Origin of the sequence: Janthinobacterium fluminis (assembly GCF_028595325.1) — a bacterium.
Classification (GTDB): Bacteria; Pseudomonadota; Gammaproteobacteria; order Burkholderiales; family Burkholderiaceae_D; genus Janthinobacterium; species Janthinobacterium fluminis.
Genome location: NZ_JAQQXR010000007.1, coordinates 230599 through 250142 on the forward strand (window position 1 = coordinate 230599; position 19544 = coordinate 250142).

Below are 19544 nucleotides of genomic sequence, written 5' to 3' on the forward strand. Positions count from 1 at the left end.
GGCCGCAGTTTTTCGCGCAATATTGCCCGAAAATCGAGGCCGGGCGCCGCATATTTATACTCGGGAAACGCATGTTGCAGCGCAACTTGCGGCGCGGTGTGCTACACTTTTGTGGTTTTTGCAGCGCCGCATGAGCGGTAGTTGTCCGTAGAAGCTGCGGCAACGTGCCCCAGGCACATGGCTGCTAACCATTATTGCCGCGATTGCGGCGCCGGTATTTATGCCCCTGTCACCACCAGTTTCCCGACGTGCGTTGAGGCACACTCGCGCTATTGACGTCCAAGCGTACGCTCGCGCCGACGGCTTGTGGGATCTGGACGCCCGTATTACCGACATCAAGACTTTCGACACGACGCTGGCCTCCGGCGTCCGCCCCGGCGGCGCGCCGCTGCACGATTTGCACCTGCGCCTGACCATCGATCTGAACATGACCATCGTCGCCGTCGAGGCGGCCTCCGACGCCGTGCCGTATCCGGGCTTTTGCGACACGATAGGCCCGGCCTACGGCGCGCTGCTCGGCCTGAACCTGATGAAGGGCTTCCGTCACGAACTCAAGCAGCGCGTCGCCGGCATCGCCGGCTGCACCCATTTGAGCGAGCTGGCGCAAATCCTGCCGACGGCGGCCATCCAGGCTTTCGCCAACGACGTCTGGTCGACCCACGACAGCGCCACGGCCGAGGCCAAGGCCGGGGCCAAGGCCGAGGGGGCCCACATCAAACCGTTTCAACTCGACAAATGCCACGCGCTGCGCACCGACGGCGCCGCCGTGGCACAGTATTATCCGCGCTGGGCGGTCAGGACAGGACCGGCTTAGCGCCTTGTTTCACTTGTTTTTTTCGCATTATCAACCGCATTTTTACACATCAGCATCAGAAGGGAAGCCAGCATGAAAATCCATGAGTATCAAGGCAAAGAAATCCTCCGAAAATACGGAGTGACGGTTCCGCGCGGTATCCCGTGCATGTCCGTCGAAGAAGCAGTCAAGGCTGCAGAGACTCTGGGCGGCCCGGTGTGGGTGGTCAAGGCGCAAATCCATGCCGGCGGCCGCGGCAAGGGTGGCGGCGTCAAAGTCGCCAAGACCTTGGAACAAGTCAAGGAATACGCCGATCAAATCATGGGCATGCAACTGGTCACGCACCAGACCAGCGCCGAAGGCCAGAAAGTACGCCGCCTGCTCGTCGAAGAAGGCGCGGACATCAAGAAGGAATTGTATGTGTCGATGGTCACCGACCGCATCAGCCAACGCGTCGTGCTGATGGCGTCGAGCGAAGGCGGCATGGACATCGAGGAAGTGGCCGAGTCCCATCCTGAGCTGATCCACCAGATCGCCATCGACCCGGCCGTCGGCCTGACCGACGCCGAAGCGGACGACATCTCGACCAAGATCGGCGTACCGGCCGCCTCGCTGGCCGACGCCCGCGTGCAATTGCAGGGCCTGTACAAAGCGTACTGGGAAACCGACGCTTCGCTGGCTGAAATCAATCCCCTGATCCTGACCGGCTCCGGCAAGGTCATCGCGCTGGACGCGAAATTCAATTTCGACGCCAACGCCCTGTTCCGCCAGCCTGAAATCGTCGCCTTCCGCGACCTGGACGAAGAAGATCCGGCCGAAGTGGAAGCGTCGAAATTCGACCTGGCCTACATTTCGCTCGACGGCAACATCGGCTGCCTCGTCAACGGCGCCGGCCTGGCCATGGCGACCATGGACACGATCAAGCTGTTCGGCGGCGAGCCGGCCAACTTCCTCGACGTCGGCGGCGGCGCGACGGCGGAAAAAGTCACCGAAGCGTTCAAGATCATGTTGAAGAACCCAGGCTTGAAAGCCATCCTGGTCAACATCTTCGGCGGCATCATGCGTTGCGACGTCATCGCCGAAGGCGTCATCGCCGCGTCGAAGGCCGTTTCGCTGCAAGTGCCGCTGGTCGTGCGCATGAAGGGCACGAACGAAGACCTGGGCAAGAAAATGCTGGCCGAGTCCGGTTTGCCTATCATCGCGGCCGATACCATGGAAGACGCGGCCAAGAGCGTCGTCGCCGCCGCTGCCGGTCAAGCTTAATTAAGGAATCACTATGTCCATTCTGATCAATAAAGATACTAAAGTCGTTACCCAAGGGATCACCGGCAAGACCGGCCAGTTCCACACCCGCATGTGCCGCGACTACGCGAACGGCAAGGCCGCCTTCGTGGCCGGCGTCAACCCGAAAAAGGCTGGCGAAGACTTTGAAGGCATCCCGATTTTCGCCAACGTCACGGAAGCGAAAAAAGAAACCGGCGCGAACGTGTCCGTGATCTACGTGCCGCCGGCTGGCGCGGCCGCGGCGATCTGGGAAGCGGTCGAGGCGGAAATGGACCTGGCCATTTGCATCACCGAAGGCATCCCTGTGCGCGACATGATGGCCCTGAAGGACCGCATGGCGAAAGCCGGCAGCAAAACCCTGCTGCTGGGCCCGAACTGCCCCGGCCTGATCACGCCCGACGAAATCAAGATCGGCATCATGCCAGGTCACATCCACAAGCAAGGCCGCATCGGCGTCGTGTCCCGTTCGGGCACGCTGACCTACGAGGCAGTGGGCCAATTGACCGCACTGGGCCTGGGCCAGTCTAGCGCCGTGGGCATCGGCGGCGACCCGATCAACGGTCTGAAGCACATCGACATCATGAAGATGTTCAATGAAGATCCGGACACCGACGCCGTCATCATGATCGGTGAAATCGGCGGTCCTGACGAGGCGAACGCCGCGTACTGGATCAAGGACAACATGAAAAAACCGGTCGTCGGCTTCATCGCCGGCGTCACCGCGCCTCCGGGCAAGCGCATGGGCCACGCCGGCGCGCTGATCTCCGGCGGCGCCGACACCGCGCAAGCGAAACTGGAAATCATGGAAGCCTGCGGCATCACCGTGACGAAAAACCCGTCCGAAATGGCGCGTCTGCTGAAAGCCATGCTGTAATCGTCATGCGCTGATGTAGTCACACAACGGGGAGCCGCGCGCTCCCCGTTGTTATTTGTACGGCCCTTTTCGGAGACTTCGGTGGCGAAACTGATCATCTCGCGCGACGCGCAGATCGTCCAGACGGTGCAACTGGCCAAGGGCCGCCTGCGCCTCGGGCGCCGCCGCCTGAACGACATCGTCCTCGACCACCCCACCGTCAGCGGCGAGCACGCCGTCATCGACTGCGTCGCCGACGACGCCTACCTGGAAGACTTGAACAGCACCAACGGCAGCTTCGTCAACGGCCACCGCGTCGGCCGGCATTTCCTGCGCGACCAGGACAGCATCACGCTGGCCGTGTTCCAGCTGCAATTTCGCGCGGGCGGCGCGGCCGACGCCGTCGCGCCGGCCCGGCTGGAGCTGCTCAGCGGCGCCCACGCCGGCCGGCAGCTATTGCTGAGCAAGCCGCAGACGCGGCTGGGCCGCGCCGGCATGCCCGTCGCGCTGATCCAGCGCGGCGCCGGCGGCTACGCGCTGGCCGGCGTCGCCGGCGCCCCGGCGCCGCTGCTGAACGGTGCGCCGCTGGGCGGCCCCGAGCGGGCGCTGGCGCACGGCGACATCATCGAGGCCGGCGGCACGCGCATGCTGTTCGCGCTGGGCTGAGGCGCCCGCCGGGCGTGCCCGGCCCTGACAAAATTTGTCAGCGCGCCGCGTCCGCCGGCCCAACTGACACTTCGTGGCGGGCCGACTGACAAATATCGTCAACTTGCGGCGCGTAACATTGCGAACATTTCATTGTTTTCGCCATCGGCGGCCATTTTTCCACCTGGCACGCCAATTGCTCTTACTCCTGTGTCACACCCCATTTTTTCACCCCCACTCAGGAGCACTAAAATGAAATCGATGAAAATGATCAAGAAACAAGCACAAGCCGGCTTCACCCTCATCGAATTGATGATCGTCGTGGCCATCATCGGCATCCTGGCCGCCGTCGCCATTCCGCAATACACGGACTACACGATCAAGGCCAAAGTGGGCAATGCGCTGGCCTCGGCCGGCCCGCTGAAAACGGCGGTCGCCCTGTGCGCCCAGGAAAACGGCAACGTCGTCACCGGCTGCAGCACCACCGGCGCGACGGTCACCAGCATCCCGGCCTTCACGCCGACCAAGGAAGTCTCCGGCGCCACGGTCACCAACGGCACGATCGTGCTGACGCTGGCCACGGGCATCGGCACCGGCGTCGATGCGGCCACCATCACGATGGTGCCTAGCGTTGCCGCCAACGGCACCAACTTGACATGGCTCAATTCGACGACGGCGACCCAGGCCGCGGCGTTGGCAGCTATCACGAAAAACAATATTACCGGCAGCTAAGGTTTGACGCTGTCATACCAGACAAGCCGCCGCGAGGCGGCTTTTCTTTGTCCCTTTCCATACTGCGGGTGAGGCTGTGCCAGGAAACGAGACGACACGCGCGGCCCCGCCGGCCCGGCTTCCCGCCGCGGCCGGCTGGCGCCAACTGCCCTGCACGCTGGCGCTGGCCGGCGTGATTGTCGCCGGCTTCCTTTTGCCATATGGCCACGACGCGCAGCGCCTGCTGGAGCTGGCCTTCCTGCTGCTGTTCGGCGCCGGCCAGCTGGCGGCGGCGCTGGCAGGGCGCGCCGGCGCCTGGCGCGGCGGCGCGGTGCGCGGCTGGCTGGCGGCCTTTTTCGTCCTGGGCGCCATCTCGGCCGCGCGCGCCTTCTCGCCGGGCCACGCCGCGTATGAGGTGGGCAGCCTGCTGCTGTTGCTGCTGCTCGCCTGCCGCGTCGGCGGGGAAATCCTGCGCGACGGCGCGCGCCATCTGCTGTGGGTGCTGCGCCTGTGCGCCGCCGGCTGCGCCGCGTATGCCGGCAAGGTCTTGCTGGTCTGGGCGTTCGCCCTGCTTGCCGGCGTGGCGCCCGCCGTCGAGGAGCTCGCCCCGGGATTCAGCAATTACCGTTTCCTCAACCACGCGCAAACCATCAGCCTGCCGTTGCTGGCCCTGCTCATCGCACTGGAAAGGCCGGGCGGCAAGGCGCGCGCGCTGTGGATCGCCGTGGCCGGTTTCTGGTGGGCCTTGCTGATCGTCTTCGGCGCGCGCGGCAGCGTCCTCGGCCTGGCGGCGGGCGCGCTGTGCGCCGGCCTGCTGCGGCGCGGCCAGGCGGGCGCCGTGTGCCGCGCATTGTTCCTGAGCGCCTTGCTCGGCGCCGCCATCTATGCGCTGCTGTTCGTCGCGCTGCCGGCGCTGCGCGGTCTGGCGCCGTTCGGCGTCTTCACGCTCGTCGCCGAACGCACGGGAGGGGACAACCCGACTTCGGGCCGGGGCGTGTTGTGGCGGGCGGCGCTGGCCATGCTGGAGGCCCAGCCTTGGCTGGGCGCCGGGCCGCTGCATTTCGCCCACTACGCCGGCAGCGCCCACTTTAGCGCCCACCCGCATAGCTGGGCCTTGCAAATTGCCGCCGAATGGGGCGTGCCGGCGCTGCTCTGCCTGTGCGCGGCGATCGGACTGGCCATGTTGCGCCTGCTGCAAACGGCCGCGCGCATCGCCTCCGGCGACGCGCGCAACCAGGCCATGCTGGCGGCCTGGATCGTCGGCGCCGTTGCGATCCTGGTGGATGGTTTGTTTTCGGGGCTGATCGTGATGCCGGTGAGCCAGTTGCTGCTGGCCCTATACCTCGGCTGCGCGCTGGGATGGGCAGGCGCGATGGCGCCGGCCGGCGCGGCGCGGCCGCGCCGCGCGTCGCCGGCCGCCAGCTTGCTGGCGGCCGCGTTGCTGGCCGCCGCGCTGGCCGCGCTGCTGTATGCGCCGCGGACGGGCATCGTCCAGCTCATCGCGGCGGGGCAGATCGACAGCGGCTCCGTCCCGCCGCCGGGAAATACCCAGCACCCGCGCCTATGGCGCGACGGCTACTTCTAGCTGCGCCTCAGACGATTTTCTGCCGGTCGGCGATCAGCGCCTCGTAAGTCAGGTTTTGCAGCATCGTGTAATGGGTCGGTTCGAGGTCGGTGAATTGCACGCCGTAGGTGAAGACGGCGGTTTCGGCGCCGATGGCCGGCTTGACGACGTTGACGTTCTGAATCGTCGCGCGCGTGTTCACGCGCACCTGGTGGTTGCCCGGCTGGCCGATCAGCGTGAACGACAGCGCCACCATCGGCTCGTCCGGCGACAGCTTCTTTGGCGACTCGATCAGCGCGCCCGACACGCTCAGGTTGACGAGGAACACCGACACGGGCTGCTGCTCGGAGCACACCAGCTGGGCCGGAATGTCGACCTTGACGCGCATCGCCGCGCGCAGGCTGGTGCCCTGGATGGCGTCGGGGAAGCTCAGGTGCACATAGTTCAGCGGGCGGCCGAAGATGCGCTGCACGGTGCAGGCGAAGGAGCACACGGTGACGCCGGAAAAGACGCGGATGGTCAGCTTGTCGCCGTCGTTGAGGGCGATCGGCGTCCCGTTCTCGCTGGGGATCTTGACGATCAGGTACTCGTCCTTGACGTAACCGATCAGCGTCGAGAAGTGCTGGATGGGCTTGATCGTGCGGTGGGTGATGAACTGTATCCTGCCGCCCACTTGCAGGTTCATTGACTCAAACTCGAATTCTTGCGCCTTGGGTCCGCCTGTCGCCTTGTTGCTTGTCATCCGTACGCCTTTTGTACATGCACAGTTTGTCTATGTGCCAACACTATAAGTGTTTGACACTATACCAACTGTATTGGCGTTAAGCTATGTAAAGTTCGTTTTGGCAATGTCCATGCTATCGGGCTTGGGCGCGGCGCAACACTCGGGCCGGAATGGCGGCTTTATCGGGGGCAGGGGCTTCAGCTGTCTTTGGCTTGCGCCGGCTCGGCGGCGGCGTCGATGCCCCAGTCGGCCCAGTCGTCGCCGAACAGCTCGGCGGGATGCTGGGTGCGATCCGAGCCGTTGCCGCAGGCGAGCGAGCCGACCGGACAATATTTGTCGCAGCCCCAGCAGATGCGCTCGGGGTTGGCGGGATGGATGGGGAATTTCTTTGCCATGTCAGCGTATCACCACAAAGCCGCCGGGTTCGCTCGCACACGGATATGCGCCACGGTGCCCGGCCTGATGCCGCCATTCTAGACCGCATGACAAAAAGATTCAAATGAAATATTTCTTTTGAGGCGGCGCCCGTCCCCAGGCTCAGCCGGCCAGCTCCGCGCTCCAGTCGCCCGACTTGCCGCCATGCTTTTCCAGCACGCGGATGTCGCTCATCACCATGCCGCGGTCGACCGCCTTGCACATGTCGTAAATCGTCAGCAGGCCGATCTGCACCGCCGTCAGCGCCTCCATTTCGACGCCCGTTTTGCCGAAGGTTTCCACCTGGGCGCGGCAATGCACCTGGTGGCGCGCGCTGTCCGTCTGGAAGTCGACGGTGACGCGCGTCAGCGCCAGCGGGTGGCACAGCGGCACCAGGTCGCTGGTGCGCTTGGCGCCCATGATGGCGGCGATGCGGGCGATGCCGAGCACGTCGCCCTTCTTCGCGCTGCCGCCCTCGATGATGGCCAGCGTGGCCGGCTGCATGCGGATGCTGCCGGCGGCAACGGCGACGCGTTGCGTTTCGGCCTTGCCGCCGACGTCGACCATGTGGGCCTGGCCGGCGCCGTCGAAGTGGCTCAGTTCGCCCGCGGCGGGGCTCTCGTGTGTGCTGTTCATGGTTCTGCAATCTGGATGGCGTGCACGGGCCGGTAACAAAGTATTTCAGCGGCCCCCGCCTGTGCGGAACGGGGCCAGTTGCAGGTATCATAGCATCCGTGAACGCAAAACCTACCCTCATCAGCGCCGCGCGACGGGCCGGCGCGGCCCTTCCGTTTGCCCGTTCCCTGGCCTCGCTGGGCGCCGCCGCGCTGGTGTCGCTGCTGCTGGCGACGCCGCTGTCGGCGGCCCAGACCCGGCCGCCGCCGGCCCCGGCGCCGAATCTGCCTATGCTGGGCGACACCGAGCGGCAAGACTTGTCGCCGCTGATGGAGCGCAAGCTGGGCGAGGAGATCATGCGCGACATTCGCGGCGACCCCGATTACCTGGACGACGCCCCCATCCTCGAATACCTGAACAATTTCGGCGGCGCGCTGGTGGCGGCGCGGCCCGAGGTGCGCGGCGAAACCAGTTTCGACTTCTTCTTTTTCGCCGTGCGCGACAAGCAGTTGAACGCCTTCGCGCTGCCCGGCGGCTTCATCGCCGTGCACTCGGCGCTGATGCTGGCGGCCCAGAGCGAGGCCGAGCTGGCCTCGGTGCTGTCGCATGAGATCGGCCACGTGGCGCAGCGCCACATCGCCCGCATGCTCGGCCAGCAGCGCCAGGATGCCTTGATTCCGTTGGCGGCGCTGGTGCTGGCGGCGCTCGCCTCCCGCGCCGGCGGCGACGCGGCCATCGGCGTGTTCAGCGCCGGCCAGGGCTTGCAGATCCAGCGCCAGCTCAATTTCGGCCGCGACGCCGAGCGCGAGGCGGACCGGATCGGTTTCCAGATCATGGGCGAGGCCGGCTTCGACACCAGCGGCATGGTGGCGTTTTTCGGCCGCATGCAGTCGGCCAGCCGCTCCTACAGCGACTTGACGCCGGCCTATCTGCAAACCCACCCGCTGACGACGGAGCGCATCGCCGACATCCAGGCGCGCATCCGCGAGCAGCCCTACAAGCAGCGCGCCGACAGCCTCGACTTCCAGCTGGTGCGGGCGCGCGCCCGCGTGCTGCAGGATGAAAGCGGCCAAGGGCTGGCCGATGCGGAGATGTTTTTCAAGATACAGCTGGAGCAGCCGGGCCGCTTCCAGCAAGCCGCCGCCCAGTACGGGCTGGCCATGATCGCGCTGAAGAAGGGCGATCCGCGGCAGGCCCAGGTCCGCTTCGATGCCGCCCGGGACGTGCTCGGCAAACCGCCGGCCGCCGGCACTTTCAGCGCGGCGCCGCCGACGCCGGCGCCGAACGCCATCCTCACGGGCATGGAGCTGGATATCCGGCTGGCGCCGAACCAGCCGGCGGCGATGGCGCAGCGGGCGCTGCGCGAGGCCGATGCCGCCCGCCTGCGTTTCCCGCTGTCGCGCGGCATCGCCCAGCAGTACGCCGACGCGCTGCTGGGCGCCGGCAAGGTCGAGGAGGCGACGCGCTATCTGCGCGACCAGGTGCAGTTGTACCGCGACGAGCCGAAGCTGCACCAGTTGCTGGCCAAGACGTATGCGGCGCAGGGCAAGATCGCGCTGCAGCATATGGCCTTGGCGGAATCGTATGCGCTCAGCGGCGCCAGCCTGGCCGCGCTCGACCAGCTGGACCTCGCGCGCAAGGCCAGCGACGCCGGTTTCTACGAGATGGCGGTGATCGACGCGCGCGAGCGCGAATTGCAGGAGCGCCGGCGCGAGCAGTTGAAGGAGAAGAAGTAGGCGGGGTTTCCGGGTGGCGCGGGGACAAAGCCCCGCTTCACGCCGCCGGCGGGTCGTCCGCCGCCGGCGCGGGCGCGCGCTCGAAGCCGAAGCGGGCCGCGACGTCGGCGCCGGCGATGCGCTGCAGCGTCACGGCGCGGCCGAGGTGGCGCAGGCTGAGCGCGCCGGCGCCGCCGTCCAGCCAGGCCAGCAGCGCGTCGTCGCCGGCCGCGGCGCCGTCGAGTTCCAGCGCCGCCAGCACTTCGGCCGTGTCGCGGTCGTCGAGCTGGGCGACCAGCGCGCCGCTGCGCAGTATCAATTGCCCGTCCGGGCTCAGGCATGCCTCGTCCAGCGCGCCCAGCGGCGCGCCCGTGTGCAGCACGAAGCCGTGCCGCGGGTCGCTGCGGGCGATGTAGGGGGTCGCCTCCAGTTGCACATAGACGCGTTGCGGGCCGTTCTGGAAAAACCAGCAGCCGCGGGCGTCGTGCTCGTAGTTGCGGACGATGAAGCCGAGCAGGGCGGCGTGGACGATGACCTCGCCCGCCAGCCCCAGCGCTTGCGCGCGCGCGTCGCGCATGCGCCAGCGGCCGCGCGCGTCCAGCCCCAGCCAGCCGTAGCAGTGCGGCACGTTCGGCCATTTCGTGATGGCTTGTTTGACGAGCTCGTCCATATTGTCCAGGTTGTCAGATGAGGGCAGTGTCGCACAGCGGCGCCGCGCTGGGCGCGCCGCTGCCGCCGCCGTCGAGGAAGTGCAGCAGGCGGCGCGGCAGCCATTCCAGGTTGCCGGGCGCCTTGCCGGCGACGAAGCCGACGTGGCCGCCGTGCGGCGGGTAGTCGAGCACGACCCGCGGCGCGGCGTGGCGCGGCAGGTGGCAGCCGGGCAGGAAGGGGTCGTTGCGGGCGTTCAGCACCAGCGTCGGCACGGTGATGTCGGACAGGATGTGCTTGGCGCTGGCGCGGTCCCAGTAGTCGTCGGCGTCGCGGTAGCCGTGCAGCGGCGCCGTGACGACGTTGTCGAAGGTGTGCAGGTCGCGCGCGGCCAGCATGGCGTCGCGCGCGAACAGGCCGGGGAACTGCTCCAGCTTGGCCAGGCATTTCGGCTTCAGCGTGCGCAGGAACATATGCGTGTACAGGCGGTTGACGCCGCGCGACAGCGCCCGTCCGCCCTGCGCCAGGTCGAGCGGGGCCGAGACGGCGCAGGCGGCGTCGACGATCTCGGCCTGGTGCTGCGACTCGCCCAGCCAGCGCAGCAGGGCGTTGCCGCCCAGCGAGACGCCGGTGGCGTAGAAGCGCCCCTGGGCGCGCCGGCGCAGGCGCCGCACGATCCAGTCGATTTCGGCGGCGTCGCCGGAGTGGTAGAAGCGCGGCGCCCGGTTGGCGTGGCCGGAGCAGCCGCGGAAGTGCGGCACGGCGCCGGACCAGCCGCGCGCCGCCACGGCCGCCATCAGCGCGCGCGCGTAGTGGCTGGCCGAGGAGCCTTCCAGGCCGTGGAACAGCAGCACGAACGGTTGCCCCGGCTGGCCGTCGATGAAGTCGACGTCGACGAAGTCGCCGTCCGGCGCGTCCCAGCGCTCGCGCCGCAGCGGCGGCGCCGGCTTGGCCAGGCACAGCGCCGGGTAGATGGTTTGCAGATGGCCGTTGGGCAGCCACAGCGGGGCGGTGTAGCGCATGCTGGCCTAGTGCAGGATGGGCGCCCCGGCGTCGCTGGGCACGCCGCCGGGCGCCACCGAGACGTGGTGCAGCACGATGCGCCAGCCGCGCGGGGTCTTGATGTAGACGTTGGTGGCCAGCAGGTGCGCGGCCTCGCCGTCGCTGGCGGTGACGCCCTCGACGACGGTGTGGACCGAACTCATCAGATTATGCGTTTCGTGCAGTTGCCCGGCGCGGATGTGCAGGCCGCCGTCGGCCAGCAGCGCGCCCCACGAGGCGCGGATGGCGGCGTGGCCGATCAGGCGCGCGCCGCCCGGATGGATGCAGACGATTTCCTCGTCGTCGGCCCACAGGGCCATCAGCGCGTCGAGGTCGGCGCGGTTGATGGCGTCGTAAAACGCCGTTTCCACTTCCGCGGCATTGCCGTTTAACTCTTTCTGACGTTTCATGTACTCTCCGCGACACGTTGCTGCGACGGGCGGGCGTCCGGGCCGGCGGCCCGGGCGCCCGCCGGGACTTAGTGGTGGCCGGCGACGACGCCCGGCTTGAGGCGGTAGGCGGTGCCGCAGTACGGGCAGGTGGCCAGGCCGTCGTGCTTGAATTCGAGGAAGACGCGCGGATGCGAGGACCACAGCGGCATCGCCGGGTTCGGGCAGTGGGCCGGCAAGTCCTTGCTGTCGAGTTCGACCGCTGGCAGGGTGGGTTTGCTCATCTTCTTATGCTCCGTGAAACGTATGGGTGGGAAAAACCACGATTTTAACGGATTCAGGCAAGCAACAAAATTCATCGGTAAAATAGCGTCTCATTCAGCTCCCGGCCGGCAGCGCTTGTTCTCAAGGAGGCAGGCGCGCGCGGCGACACCATGACCCCGTTCCAGCCTTGCCGCCCGCGCGCGGCGCACCGTTCCCTCCGCTCCGCCGCCCGCGCCCCTGTGGCGGGAAAACCACAGGGATGCCGCGCATGAGCGAGCCGTCGCGCCGCGCCGCCGCGCCGCCCTATGTGGCCGAACACGACCAGGCGTCCTGGCGCGCCGGCCTGAAGGAGGGCATGCCCACGCTGTTCGGCATCGCCGCCTGGGGCATGGTGGTCGGCATCGCCATGGTCAAGACGGGCTTGAGCGTGCCGCAGGCGCTGGCCATGACCCTGCTGGTGTTCGCCGGCTCGGCCCAGCTGGCCTCGCTGCCGCTGATCGCGGCGCACGCGCCGATCTGGGTCATTTTCGCCACGGCGCTGGTGGTCAATTTGCGCTTCGTCATCTTCTCCGCTTTGCTGGCGCCGCATTTCGCCCATTTGCCGTGGCGCAAGCGCTTCCTGCTCGGCTATGTGTCGGGCGACATGACGGTGGCCCTGTTCCTGCAGCGCTACCCGAGCGACCGGCCGGAAGTGGGCAAGCTGTCCTTCCTGAAGGGGCTGCTGTATCCGAACTGGCTGGCCTGGCAAGTGGGCTCGATCGCCGGCATTCTGCTCGGCAGCACCGTGCCGGCCGAATGGGGCCTGGGCTTCGCCGGCACGCTGGCCATCATTTGCATCACGGTGCCGCTGGTGGCCAGCCGCGCCGCCCTGTGCGGCGTGCTCGTGGCCGGCGCCGTCGCCGTGCTGGCGGCCGGCCTGCCGTATAAATTGGGCTTGCTGGCGGCCGTCGTGGTCGGCATGGTGACGGCGATGGCGGTGGAGGAATGGATGGAAAAATGGAGGAAGAAATAATGGCGGACTGGGAAATCTGGGCGACCATCGCCGCGCTGGCCGTGGCCACGGCCGCCACGCGCAGCTCGTTCTGGCTGATCGGCCACCACATCACGATCCCGCCGCGCGTGCAGGAAATGCTGCGCTTCGCGCCGGCCTGCGCGCTGGCGGCCATCATCGCCCCCGACTTGTTGTTAAACGGCAGCGGCCATGTGCAGTTCGACTTGTCGAACTTGAAACTTGTGGCCGGCGTCGCCGCCACCGCCTTCTATGTATTGCGGCGCAATATGCTGCAAACCATCGTCTTCGGCATGCTGTTTTTCACGGCTTTGCGGCTGTTGCACGTTTTGTCATAAACGGCGGTTGTGCGCCGCCCTTGCGGTAAAATAGCGCACTTCCTGCCAACCACCCTCTGGATCGCCATGACTGCTGTTCTGAACTTCATCCGTCTGCAAGACTTGATCACGCAAAATGCCCTGCAAGGCAAGCGCGTCTTTATCCGCGCCGACTTGAACGTGCCGCAAGATGACGCCGGCAACATCACCGAAGACACGCGTATCCGCGCCTCGGTGCCGGCGATCCGCGCCGCGCTGGCCGGCGGCGCCGCCGTCATGGTCACCTCGCACCTGGGCCGTCCGACCGAGGGCGCGTTCCAGCCGGCCGACAGCCTGGCGCCCGTCGCCGCGCGCCTGGCCGAACTGCTGGGCCAGCCCGTCGAATTGAAACAGAACTGGGTCGACGGCGCCGGCCTGGAAACGCTGGCCGCCGGCCAGGTGGTGCTGCTGGAAAACGTCCGCGTCAACCCGGGCGAGAAGAAAAACAGCGACGAACTGGCGCAAAAAATGGCCAAGTTGTGCGATATCTACGTCAACGACGCCTTCGGCACGGCCCACCGGGCCGAGGCCAGCACCCACGGCATCGCCAAGTTCGCGCCCGTCGCCTGCGCCGGCCCGCTGCTGGCGGCCGAGCTGGACGCGCTGGGCAAGGCGCTGGGCGCGCCGGCGCGGCCGCTGCTGGCCATCGTCGCCGGCTCGAAAGTGTCGAGCAAGCTGACCATCCTGAAGGCGCTGGCCGAGAAGGTCGACCACCTGATCGTCGGCGGCGGCATCGCCAACACCTTCATGAAGGCCGTCGGCTTGAACGTCGGCAAGTCCCTGGTCGAGGCGGACCTGGTCGGCGAAGCGAAGGCCATCATCGAGATGATGGCCGCGCGCGGCGCCCAGGTGCCGATTCCCACCGACGTCGTGTGCGCCAAGGAATTCTCGCCGACGGCGGCGGCCACCGTGAAGGCCGTGGCCGACGTGGCCGACGACGACATGATCCTCGACATCGGCCCGCAGACGGCCAAGCTGCTGGCGGCGCAAATCGGCGCCGCCGGCACCATCGTCTGGAACGGCCCCGTCGGCGTGTTCGAGTTCGACCAGTTCGGCGAAGGCACGCGGACGCTGGCGCTGGCCATCGCCGCCTCGCCGGCCTTCTCGATCGCCGGCGGCGGCGACACGCTGGCCGCCATTGCAAAATACGACATTACCGATAAAATCAGTTATATCTCCACCGGCGGCGGCGCCTTCCTGGAATTCCTGGAAGGCAAGACCCTGCCGGCCGTCGAGATCCTGATGCAGCGCGCCGGCAAATAAGCGCTCGTCCCGTGGCCGCAAGCGCAGCCCGGGGCTGCGCTGTCTGGCCTGGTTTTTTTGAACATAGCCGCCGGCTTTGAATTCACGCACAAGGATAGTTATGTCCCGTGGTACCAAAATTGTTGCAACGATCGGCCCCGCCTCCAGCGACCTGGATATCCTGATCCGCATGATACGGGCGGGCGTCGACGTGGTGCGCTTGAATTTTTCCCACGGCAAGGCGCAAGACCATATCGAGCGCGCCGCCCTGGTGCGCCGCGCCGCCGCCGAGTGCGGCCGCGAAGTGGCCATCATGGCCGATATGCAGGGACCGAAAATCCGCGTCGGCAAATTTGAGCACGGCAAGATCCAGCTGGAAAACGGCGACAAGTTCATCCTCGACGCCAAGTGGGGCGAGAACGGCGAGCTGGGCAACCAGGAACGGGTCGGCCTGGATTACAAGGCGCTGCCGCGCGACGTGCACAATGGCGACTTGTTGCTGTTGAATGACGGCTTGATCGTGCTCGTTGTCGACAAGATCGCCGGCAGCGAAATCCACACGACGGTCAAGGTCGGCGGCGAGTTGTCCAACAATAAGGGCATCAACCGCCACGGCGGCGGCTTGACGGCGCCGGCGCTGACGGCCAAGGACATGGAAGACATCAAGACGGCGATGAGCTTCCAGGCCGACTATTTGGCCATTTCCTTCCCGAAAAGCGCCACGGACATGGCGATGGCGCGGCAACTGGCCAATATCGCCGGCGAGCAATACCACCACAAGCCGATGATGATCGCCAAGATCGAGCGCGCCGAGGCCATCCCCGTGCTGCAGGAAATCCTCGACGCCTCCGACGGCATCATGGTCGCCCGCGGCGACCTGGCCGTCGAAGTGGGCAACGCCGCCGTGCCGGCCCTGCAAAAGCGCATGATCAAGATGGCGCGCGCCTCCAACAAGCTGGCCATCACGGCCACGCAGATGATGGAATCGATGATCGTCAACGCCGTGCCGACCCGGGCCGAAGTGTCCGACGTGGCCAACGCCGTGCTCGACGGCACCGACGCCGTGATGACCTCGGCCGAGACGGCCTCGGGCAAGTACCCGATAGAAACCGTCGAGATGATGGCCGCCATCTGCGTCGAGGCCGAGCAGTCCGAATACAACAAGCTCGACGCCGACTTCCTCAACGTCACCTTCACGCGCATCGACCAGTCGATCGCCTACGGCGCCCTGTTCACGGCCCACCATTTGCGCGTGAAAGCCATCGTCGCGCTGACGGAGTCGGGCTCGACCGCGCTGTGGATGAGCCGCCACAGCATCGACACGCCGATCTTCGCGCTCACGCCCAGCATCGCCACGCTGCGCAAGGCCAGCCTGTACCGCAATGTGCGGGCCTACCACCTGATGCAAACGGCGGCCACGGCCGTCGTGCTGAAACAAGCCGAGGATTTGATGGTCGCCAACGGCATCGTCGAGAAAGGGGACATGATTGTCGTCACCTGGGGCGAGCCGATGGGCCAGGTGGGCGGCACGAACGCCTTGAAGATCGTCAAAGTCGGAGAATTCGAATAACAGCCGGTCGGCGCGCGCCATCCACGGCCGCGCCAGCCGCCCCCAGGTTTTTCTATTGTTTGGAGTAATACCATGTCTCTCGTATCCATGCGTCAACTGCTGGACCACGCCGCCGAACACGGCTACGGTCTGCCCGCGTTCAACGTCAACAACCTGGAACAGGTGCAAGCCATCATGGCCGCCGCCGACGCCGTCGGCAGCCCGGTCATCATGCAGGCTTCGGCCGGCGCCCGCAAATATGCCGGCGAAGCCTTCCTGCGCCACCTGATCGACGCGGCCGTCGAAGCCTATCCGCACATTCCCGTCGTCATGCACCAGGACCACGGCCAGTCGCCGGCCGTCTGCATGGGCGCGATCCGCTCCGGCTTCACCTCGGTGATGATGGACGGCTCGCTGGAAGCGGACGGCAAGAGCGTCGCCTCCTACGAGTACAACGTCGAGGTGTCGCGCGAGGTGGTCAAGTTCTCGCACGCGATCGGCGTCACCGTCGAGGCGGAACTGGGCGTGCTCGGTTCGCTGGAAACCATGAAGGGCGACAAGGAAGACGGCCACGGCGCCGACGGCACGATGACCCGCGAGCAGTTGCTGACGGACGTGGCCCAGGCCGCCGACTTCGTCGCCCGCACCCAGTGCGACGCGCTGGCCATCGCCATCGGCACCTCGCACGGCGCTTACAAGTTCTCGCGCCAGCCCACCGGCGACATCCTGGCGATCGACCGCATCAAGGAAATCCACGCGCGCATCCCGAACACCCATTTGGTCATGCACGGTTCCTCGTCGGTGCCGCAGGAGCTGCTGGCGATCATCCGCGAATTCGGCGGCGACATGAAGGAAACCTATGGCGTGCCGGTCGAAGAGATCCAGGAAGGCATCCGCCACGGCGTGCGCAAGATCAACATCGACACCGACATCCGCCTGGCGATGACGGCCGCGACGCGCAAATACCTGTTCGAGAACCCGTCGAAATTCGACCCGCGCGACTTCCTCAAGCCGGCCCGCGAAGCGGCCATGCAGATCTGCAAGGCGCGCTTCCTGGCCTTCGGCTGCGAAGGCCAGGCCGCCAAGATCAAGGTCATCCCGATGGAGAAGATGGCCGAGCGCTACAAGGCCGGCGAACTGTCGCAAATCGTTAAGTAAGTAGTTGCTTCCGGCGCGCCGCTTTTTTGTGGCGCGTGTTAACTGTGCTTCTGCAGTAAATTGCAGACCCGGCCATGGCGCAAGCCGATTTTTTTGTGAGTGAGATATGTCTGAAAAAACTTTAGTTGGTATCGTGATGGGCTCGACCTCGGATTGGGACACGATGAAAGAGGCGGCGCAAATCTGCAAGGATTTCGGCGTGTCCTATGAGGCGCGGGCGCTGTCGGCGCACCGCACGCCGAAGGAACTGGAAGCGTGGCTGGCCGACATGGAGTCGCGCGGCGCGCAAGCCTTCATCGCCGGCGCCGGCGCCGCCGCCCATCTGGCCGGCGTGGTGGCCGCGTCGACCATCCTGCCCGTCTTTGGCGTGCCGATCCCCTCGAAATACTTGAAGGGCATGGACTCCTTGCTGTCGACCGTGCAAATGCCCAAGGGCATCCCGGTGGCGACGCTGGCCATCGGCGAAGCGGGCGCGGCCAACGCGGCCCTGGCCGTGGTCGCCGTGCTGGCGCTCAACGACGCCGGCATGAAAGCCAAACTGACCGCCTTCCGCGCCACCCAGGCCGACAAGGTGCGCAACGCCAAGCTGCCTGAACTGAACTAAGGAAACACCATGTCTGGAATTCTGGAAACAAACCTGAAGTCGTTGCCCTTCCTGCACCGCGGCAAAGTGCGCGACATCTACGCCGTCGGCGAGGACAAACTCTTGGTCGTGCAAACGGACCGCCTGTCGGCCTTCGACGTGATCCTCGACGACCCGATCCCGAACAAGGGCAAGATGCTGACGGAAATGTCGAATTTCTGGTTCAAGAAATTCGGCAACTTGATGCCGAACCATGAAACGGGCATCGACCCGGTCAGCGTCGTCGCGCCGGAAGAGCGCGACCAGGTCGAGGGCCGCGCCATCGTTGTGAAGAAATTCACGCCGCTGGGCATCGAGGCTATCGTGCGCGGCTACATCATCGGTTCGGGCTGGAAAGACTACCAGAAGACGGGCGCCATCTGCGGCATCGCGCTGCCGGCCGGCCTGCAGGAAGCGCAAAAGCTGCCTGAAACCATCTTCACGCCGTCGACGAAGGCCCCGGCCGGCGCCCACGACGAAAACATTTCCTACGAAGAGGCGGAAAAAATCGTCGGCGCGGACATCGCCCGCCAGGTGCGCGCCGCCGCCATCGACCTGTACACGCAGGCGGCCGAGTACGCGGCCACGCGCGGCATCATCATCGCCGACACGAAGTTCGAGTTCGGCCTGGACGAGCACGGCACCGTCCACCTGATCGACGAAATCCTCACGCCCGACTCGTCGCGCTTCTGGCCGATGTCGAGCTACCAGGTGGGCATGTCGCCGCCCTCGTTCGACAAGCAGTTCGTGCGCGACTGGCTGGACGCCCAGCCTTGGGACAAGAAGGCGCCGGCGCCGCGCGTGCCGCAGGACGTGCTGGACCAGACGTCGGCCAAGTATGCCGAGGCGCTGCGCCTGCTGACCCAGTAAGAGAGTAGCTTGTCATGACACTTCCAGCAATGAGCGCGGCATGAGCGGCGCTCCCACTGAGGAGATGGCTCAGGCCGCCGCGATTCTCGCATCCGGCGGCCTGGTCGCTTTTCCCACCGAAACCGTGTACGGCCTCGGCGCCGACGCCGAGAATCCCGCCGCCGTGGCGCGCATCTATGCGGCCAAGGGGCGCCCGTCGGACCACCCCGTCATCGTCCACCTGGCGCCCGGCGCCGACCTGGCTTACTGGGCCGACGACATCCCCGAGCAGGCGCGGCAACTGGCGGCCGCCTTCTGGCCCGGCCCGCTGACGCTGATCCTGAAACGCGCGGCGCGCATTCCCGACGCCGTTTCCGGCGGCCAGGACACGGTCGGCTTGCGCTGCCCCTCGCACCCGGTGGCGGTCGCGCTGCTGCGCGCCTTCAAGGGCGGCCGCGGCGGCGTGGCGGCGCCGTCGGCGAACAAGTTCGGCAACGTCAGCCCGACTACGGCCCAGCACGTCTGCGACGAATTCGGCGCGCCCGGCGCCGGCGCCTTGCTGGGCGCCGTGCTCGACGGCGGCCAGAGCGAGGTCGGCATCGAATCGACCATCGTCGACCTGTCGCGCCTGGCGACGCACGGCCCGGTGCTGCTGCGGCCCGGCCATATCAGCGCCGACGACATCGCTGTCGTCATCGGACAACGGCCCGGCACGCCCGACGCGGCCGCGCCGCGCGCCTCCGGCACGCTGGATGCGCATTACGCGCCGCACACGCCTGTTGCTATGCAGCATGGCGACGAACTGGCCGGCACGCTCAACCAATTGCTCAACGACGGACGCCGCGTCGCCCTGATCCACTATTCCGACATGCCGCCGGCCAGCGCCAGCGTGCGCCTGCCGGACGCGCCGGACGGCTACGCCCACGCGCTGTACGCGGCGCTGCGCACGATGGACCAGCTTGGCGCCGAGCTGATCCTGGTGGAAACGCCGCCGTCCGGGGCGCAATGGCTGGGCGTCAACGACCGCCTGCGCCGCGCCGCCTTCGGCTCGGCCGGCATCCTGCAGCGCTTCCTCGACGCCTGAAACGCCCCCGGCCTT

The 19544-nt window shown here is 66.6% G+C and carries 22 protein-coding genes; 15 read left to right on the forward strand and 7 right to left on the reverse strand.

Annotated elements, in window-relative coordinates:
• The first annotated feature begins 220 nt into the window (after positions 1 to 220).
• The 6 genes from OIK44_RS18660 to OIK44_RS18685 all read left to right on the forward strand — a co-directional run bounded on the left by OIK44_RS18660 (position 221) and on the right by OIK44_RS18685 (position 5871).
• On the forward strand, positions 221 to 814 hold the full coding sequence (locus tag OIK44_RS18660) for a DUF2889 domain-containing protein (RefSeq protein WP_273672863.1): 594 nt from the start codon (positions 221 to 223) through the stop codon (positions 812 to 814).
• A 72-nt stretch (positions 815 to 886) separates the two neighbouring features.
• On the forward strand, positions 887 to 2056 hold the full coding sequence (gene sucC / locus OIK44_RS18665; protein WP_273672865.1) for an ADP-forming succinate--CoA ligase subunit beta: 1170 nt from the start codon (positions 887 to 889) through the stop codon (positions 2054 to 2056).
• A 13-nt stretch (positions 2057 to 2069) separates the two neighbouring features.
• Positions 2070 to 2951, forward strand: coding sequence for a succinate--CoA ligase subunit alpha (gene sucD / locus OIK44_RS18670; RefSeq protein ID WP_273672867.1), 882 nt, complete (start codon positions 2070 to 2072; stop codon positions 2949 to 2951).
• An 81-nt stretch (positions 2952 to 3032) separates the two neighbouring features.
• The gene (locus OIK44_RS18675; RefSeq protein WP_273672869.1) at positions 3033 to 3596 is read left to right on the forward strand and encodes an FHA domain-containing protein; all 564 of its coding nucleotides are present in this window, start codon (positions 3033 to 3035) and stop codon (positions 3594 to 3596) included.
• A 231-nt stretch (positions 3597 to 3827) separates the two neighbouring features.
• Positions 3828 to 4307, forward strand: coding sequence for a pilin (locus tag OIK44_RS18680; protein WP_273672871.1), 480 nt, complete (start codon positions 3828 to 3830; stop codon positions 4305 to 4307).
• Positions 4308 to 4383: 76 nt separating this feature from the next.
• Positions 4384 to 5871: an O-antigen ligase family protein gene (locus tag OIK44_RS18685; RefSeq protein ID WP_273672872.1), complete on the forward strand. Its 1488-nt coding sequence runs from the start codon at positions 4384 to 4386 to the stop codon at positions 5869 to 5871.
• 7 nt (positions 5872 to 5878) lie between these two features.
• On the opposite strand, the gene OIK44_RS18690 is transcribed toward OIK44_RS18685, so the two are convergent.
• From OIK44_RS18690 to moaC, 3 genes are all read right to left on the reverse strand, one after another.
• Positions 5879 to 6592 carry a flagellar brake protein gene (locus OIK44_RS18690; protein ID WP_273672874.1) on the reverse strand — a complete coding sequence of 238 codons (714 nt, stop codon included), beginning with the start codon at positions 6590 to 6592 and terminating at the stop codon, positions 5879 to 5881.
• Positions 6593 to 6771: 179 nt separating this feature from the next.
• Positions 6772 to 6969 (reverse strand): DUF3079 domain-containing protein, encoded by a 198-nt coding sequence (locus OIK44_RS18695; RefSeq protein WP_273672875.1) that lies wholly within the window; start codon positions 6967 to 6969, stop codon positions 6772 to 6774.
• Positions 6970 to 7111: 142 nt separating this feature from the next.
• A complete protein-coding gene (moaC, locus tag OIK44_RS18700; protein ID WP_273672876.1) occupies positions 7112 to 7624 on the reverse strand; it encodes a cyclic pyranopterin monophosphate synthase MoaC in 513 nt (170 codons plus the stop codon).
• A gap of 98 nt (positions 7625 to 7722) precedes the next feature.
• Here moaC and OIK44_RS18705 point away from each other — a divergent pair, with 98 nt between their 5' ends.
• Positions 7723 to 9339, forward strand: a complete 1617-nt coding sequence (locus tag OIK44_RS18705) for a M48 family metalloprotease (RefSeq protein WP_474522667.1) — start codon at positions 7723 to 7725, stop codon at positions 9337 to 9339.
• Between the two features lie 37 nt (positions 9340 to 9376).
• On the opposite strand, the gene OIK44_RS18710 is transcribed toward OIK44_RS18705, so the two are convergent.
• The 4 genes from OIK44_RS18710 to OIK44_RS18725 all read right to left on the reverse strand — a co-directional run bounded on the left by OIK44_RS18710 (position 9377) and on the right by OIK44_RS18725 (position 11680).
• Positions 9377 to 9988, reverse strand: coding sequence for a DUF2946 family protein (locus tag OIK44_RS18710; protein ID WP_273672879.1), 612 nt, complete (start codon positions 9986 to 9988; stop codon positions 9377 to 9379).
• Between the two features lie 13 nt (positions 9989 to 10001).
• Complete coding sequence (locus OIK44_RS18715; protein WP_273672880.1) at positions 10002 to 10988, reverse strand: YheT family hydrolase; 987 nt, start codon at positions 10986 to 10988, stop codon at positions 10002 to 10004.
• 6 nt (positions 10989 to 10994) lie between these two features.
• On the reverse strand, positions 10995 to 11417 hold the full coding sequence (locus tag OIK44_RS18720; RefSeq protein ID WP_273672881.1) for a YybH family protein: 423 nt from the start codon (positions 11415 to 11417) through the stop codon (positions 10995 to 10997).
• A 68-nt stretch (positions 11418 to 11485) separates the two neighbouring features.
• Complete coding sequence (locus OIK44_RS18725; RefSeq protein WP_273672882.1) at positions 11486 to 11680, reverse strand: zinc-finger domain-containing protein; 195 nt, start codon at positions 11678 to 11680, stop codon at positions 11486 to 11488.
• A gap of 248 nt (positions 11681 to 11928) precedes the next feature.
• Here OIK44_RS18725 and OIK44_RS18730 point away from each other — a divergent pair, with 248 nt between their 5' ends.
• The 8 genes from OIK44_RS18730 (at position 11929) to OIK44_RS18765 (ending at position 19529) form a co-directional block, all read left to right on the forward strand.
• Complete coding sequence (locus OIK44_RS18730) at positions 11929 to 12672, forward strand: AzlC family ABC transporter permease (RefSeq protein WP_273672883.1); 744 nt, start codon at positions 11929 to 11931, stop codon at positions 12670 to 12672.
• A complete protein-coding gene (locus OIK44_RS18735) occupies positions 12672 to 13007 on the forward strand; it encodes an AzlD domain-containing protein (RefSeq protein ID WP_273673007.1) in 336 nt (111 codons plus the stop codon). Before OIK44_RS18730 ends, OIK44_RS18735 begins: the two co-directional genes overlap by 1 nt.
• Before the next feature lie 66 nt (positions 13008 to 13073).
• Complete coding sequence (locus OIK44_RS18740; RefSeq protein ID WP_273672884.1) at positions 13074 to 14288, forward strand: phosphoglycerate kinase; 1215 nt, start codon at positions 13074 to 13076, stop codon at positions 14286 to 14288.
• 100 nt (positions 14289 to 14388) lie between these two features.
• Positions 14389 to 15837, forward strand: a complete 1449-nt coding sequence (gene pyk / locus OIK44_RS18745) for a pyruvate kinase (protein WP_273672885.1) — start codon at positions 14389 to 14391, stop codon at positions 15835 to 15837.
• Positions 15838 to 15909: 72 nt separating this feature from the next.
• A complete protein-coding gene (gene fba, locus OIK44_RS18750) occupies positions 15910 to 16974 on the forward strand; it encodes a class II fructose-bisphosphate aldolase (protein WP_273672887.1) in 1065 nt (354 codons plus the stop codon).
• 106 nt (positions 16975 to 17080) lie between these two features.
• Positions 17081 to 17578: a 5-(carboxyamino)imidazole ribonucleotide mutase gene (gene purE / locus OIK44_RS18755; protein WP_273672888.1), complete on the forward strand. Its 498-nt coding sequence runs from the start codon at positions 17081 to 17083 to the stop codon at positions 17576 to 17578.
• 9 nt (positions 17579 to 17587) lie between these two features.
• Positions 17588 to 18466, forward strand: coding sequence for a phosphoribosylaminoimidazolesuccinocarboxamide synthase (locus OIK44_RS18760; RefSeq protein WP_273672890.1), 879 nt, complete (start codon positions 17588 to 17590; stop codon positions 18464 to 18466).
• A 40-nt stretch (positions 18467 to 18506) separates the two neighbouring features.
• The gene (locus tag OIK44_RS18765) at positions 18507 to 19529 is read left to right on the forward strand and encodes an L-threonylcarbamoyladenylate synthase (RefSeq protein ID WP_273672893.1); all 1023 of its coding nucleotides are present in this window, start codon (positions 18507 to 18509) and stop codon (positions 19527 to 19529) included.
• Positions 19530 to 19544: the final 15 nt, after the last annotated feature.

Bases quoted from the DNA above. Each gene is read 5' to 3' on its own strand.
- OIK44_RS18660 (WP_273672863.1), top strand. From the start codon at position 221: ATGCCCCTGTCACCACCAGTTTCCCGACGTGCGTTGAGGCACACTCGC.
- sucC (WP_273672865.1), top strand. From the start codon at position 887: ATGAAAATCCATGAGTATCAAGGCAAAGAAATCCTCCGAAAATACGGA.
- sucD (WP_273672867.1), top strand. From the start codon at position 2,070: ATGTCCATTCTGATCAATAAAGATACTAAAGTCGTTACCCAAGGGATC.
- OIK44_RS18680 (WP_273672871.1), top strand. From the start codon at position 3,828: ATGAAATCGATGAAAATGATCAAGAAACAAGCACAAGCCGGCTTCACC.
- OIK44_RS18690 (WP_273672874.1), bottom strand. From the start codon at position 6,592: ATGACAAGCAACAAGGCGACAGGCGGACCCAAGGCGCAAGAATTCGAG.
- OIK44_RS18695 (WP_273672875.1), bottom strand. From the start codon at position 6,969: ATGGCAAAGAAATTCCCCATCCATCCCGCCAACCCCGAGCGCATCTGC.
- moaC (WP_273672876.1), bottom strand. From the start codon at position 7,624: ATGAACAGCACACACGAGAGCCCCGCCGCGGGCGAACTGAGCCACTTC.
- OIK44_RS18710 (WP_273672879.1), bottom strand. From the start codon at position 9,988: ATGGACGAGCTCGTCAAACAAGCCATCACGAAATGGCCGAACGTGCCG.
- OIK44_RS18715 (WP_273672880.1), bottom strand. From the start codon at position 10,988: ATGCGCTACACCGCCCCGCTGTGGCTGCCCAACGGCCATCTGCAAACC.
- OIK44_RS18720 (WP_273672881.1), bottom strand. From the start codon at position 11,417: ATGAAACGTCAGAAAGAGTTAAACGGCAATGCCGCGGAAGTGGAAACG.
- OIK44_RS18725 (WP_273672882.1), bottom strand. From the start codon at position 11,680: ATGAGCAAACCCACCCTGCCAGCGGTCGAACTCGACAGCAAGGACTTG.
- OIK44_RS18730 (WP_273672883.1), top strand. From the start codon at position 11,929: ATGAGCGAGCCGTCGCGCCGCGCCGCCGCGCCGCCCTATGTGGCCGAA.
- OIK44_RS18735 (WP_273673007.1), top strand. From the start codon at position 12,672: ATGGCGGACTGGGAAATCTGGGCGACCATCGCCGCGCTGGCCGTGGCC.
- OIK44_RS18740 (WP_273672884.1), top strand. From the start codon at position 13,074: ATGACTGCTGTTCTGAACTTCATCCGTCTGCAAGACTTGATCACGCAA.
- pyk (WP_273672885.1), top strand. From the start codon at position 14,389: ATGTCCCGTGGTACCAAAATTGTTGCAACGATCGGCCCCGCCTCCAGC.
- fba (WP_273672887.1), top strand. From the start codon at position 15,910: ATGTCTCTCGTATCCATGCGTCAACTGCTGGACCACGCCGCCGAACAC.
- purE (WP_273672888.1), top strand. From the start codon at position 17,081: ATGTCTGAAAAAACTTTAGTTGGTATCGTGATGGGCTCGACCTCGGAT.
- OIK44_RS18760 (WP_273672890.1), top strand. From the start codon at position 17,588: ATGTCTGGAATTCTGGAAACAAACCTGAAGTCGTTGCCCTTCCTGCAC.
- OIK44_RS18765 (WP_273672893.1), top strand. From the start codon at position 18,507: ATGAGCGGCGCTCCCACTGAGGAGATGGCTCAGGCCGCCGCGATTCTC.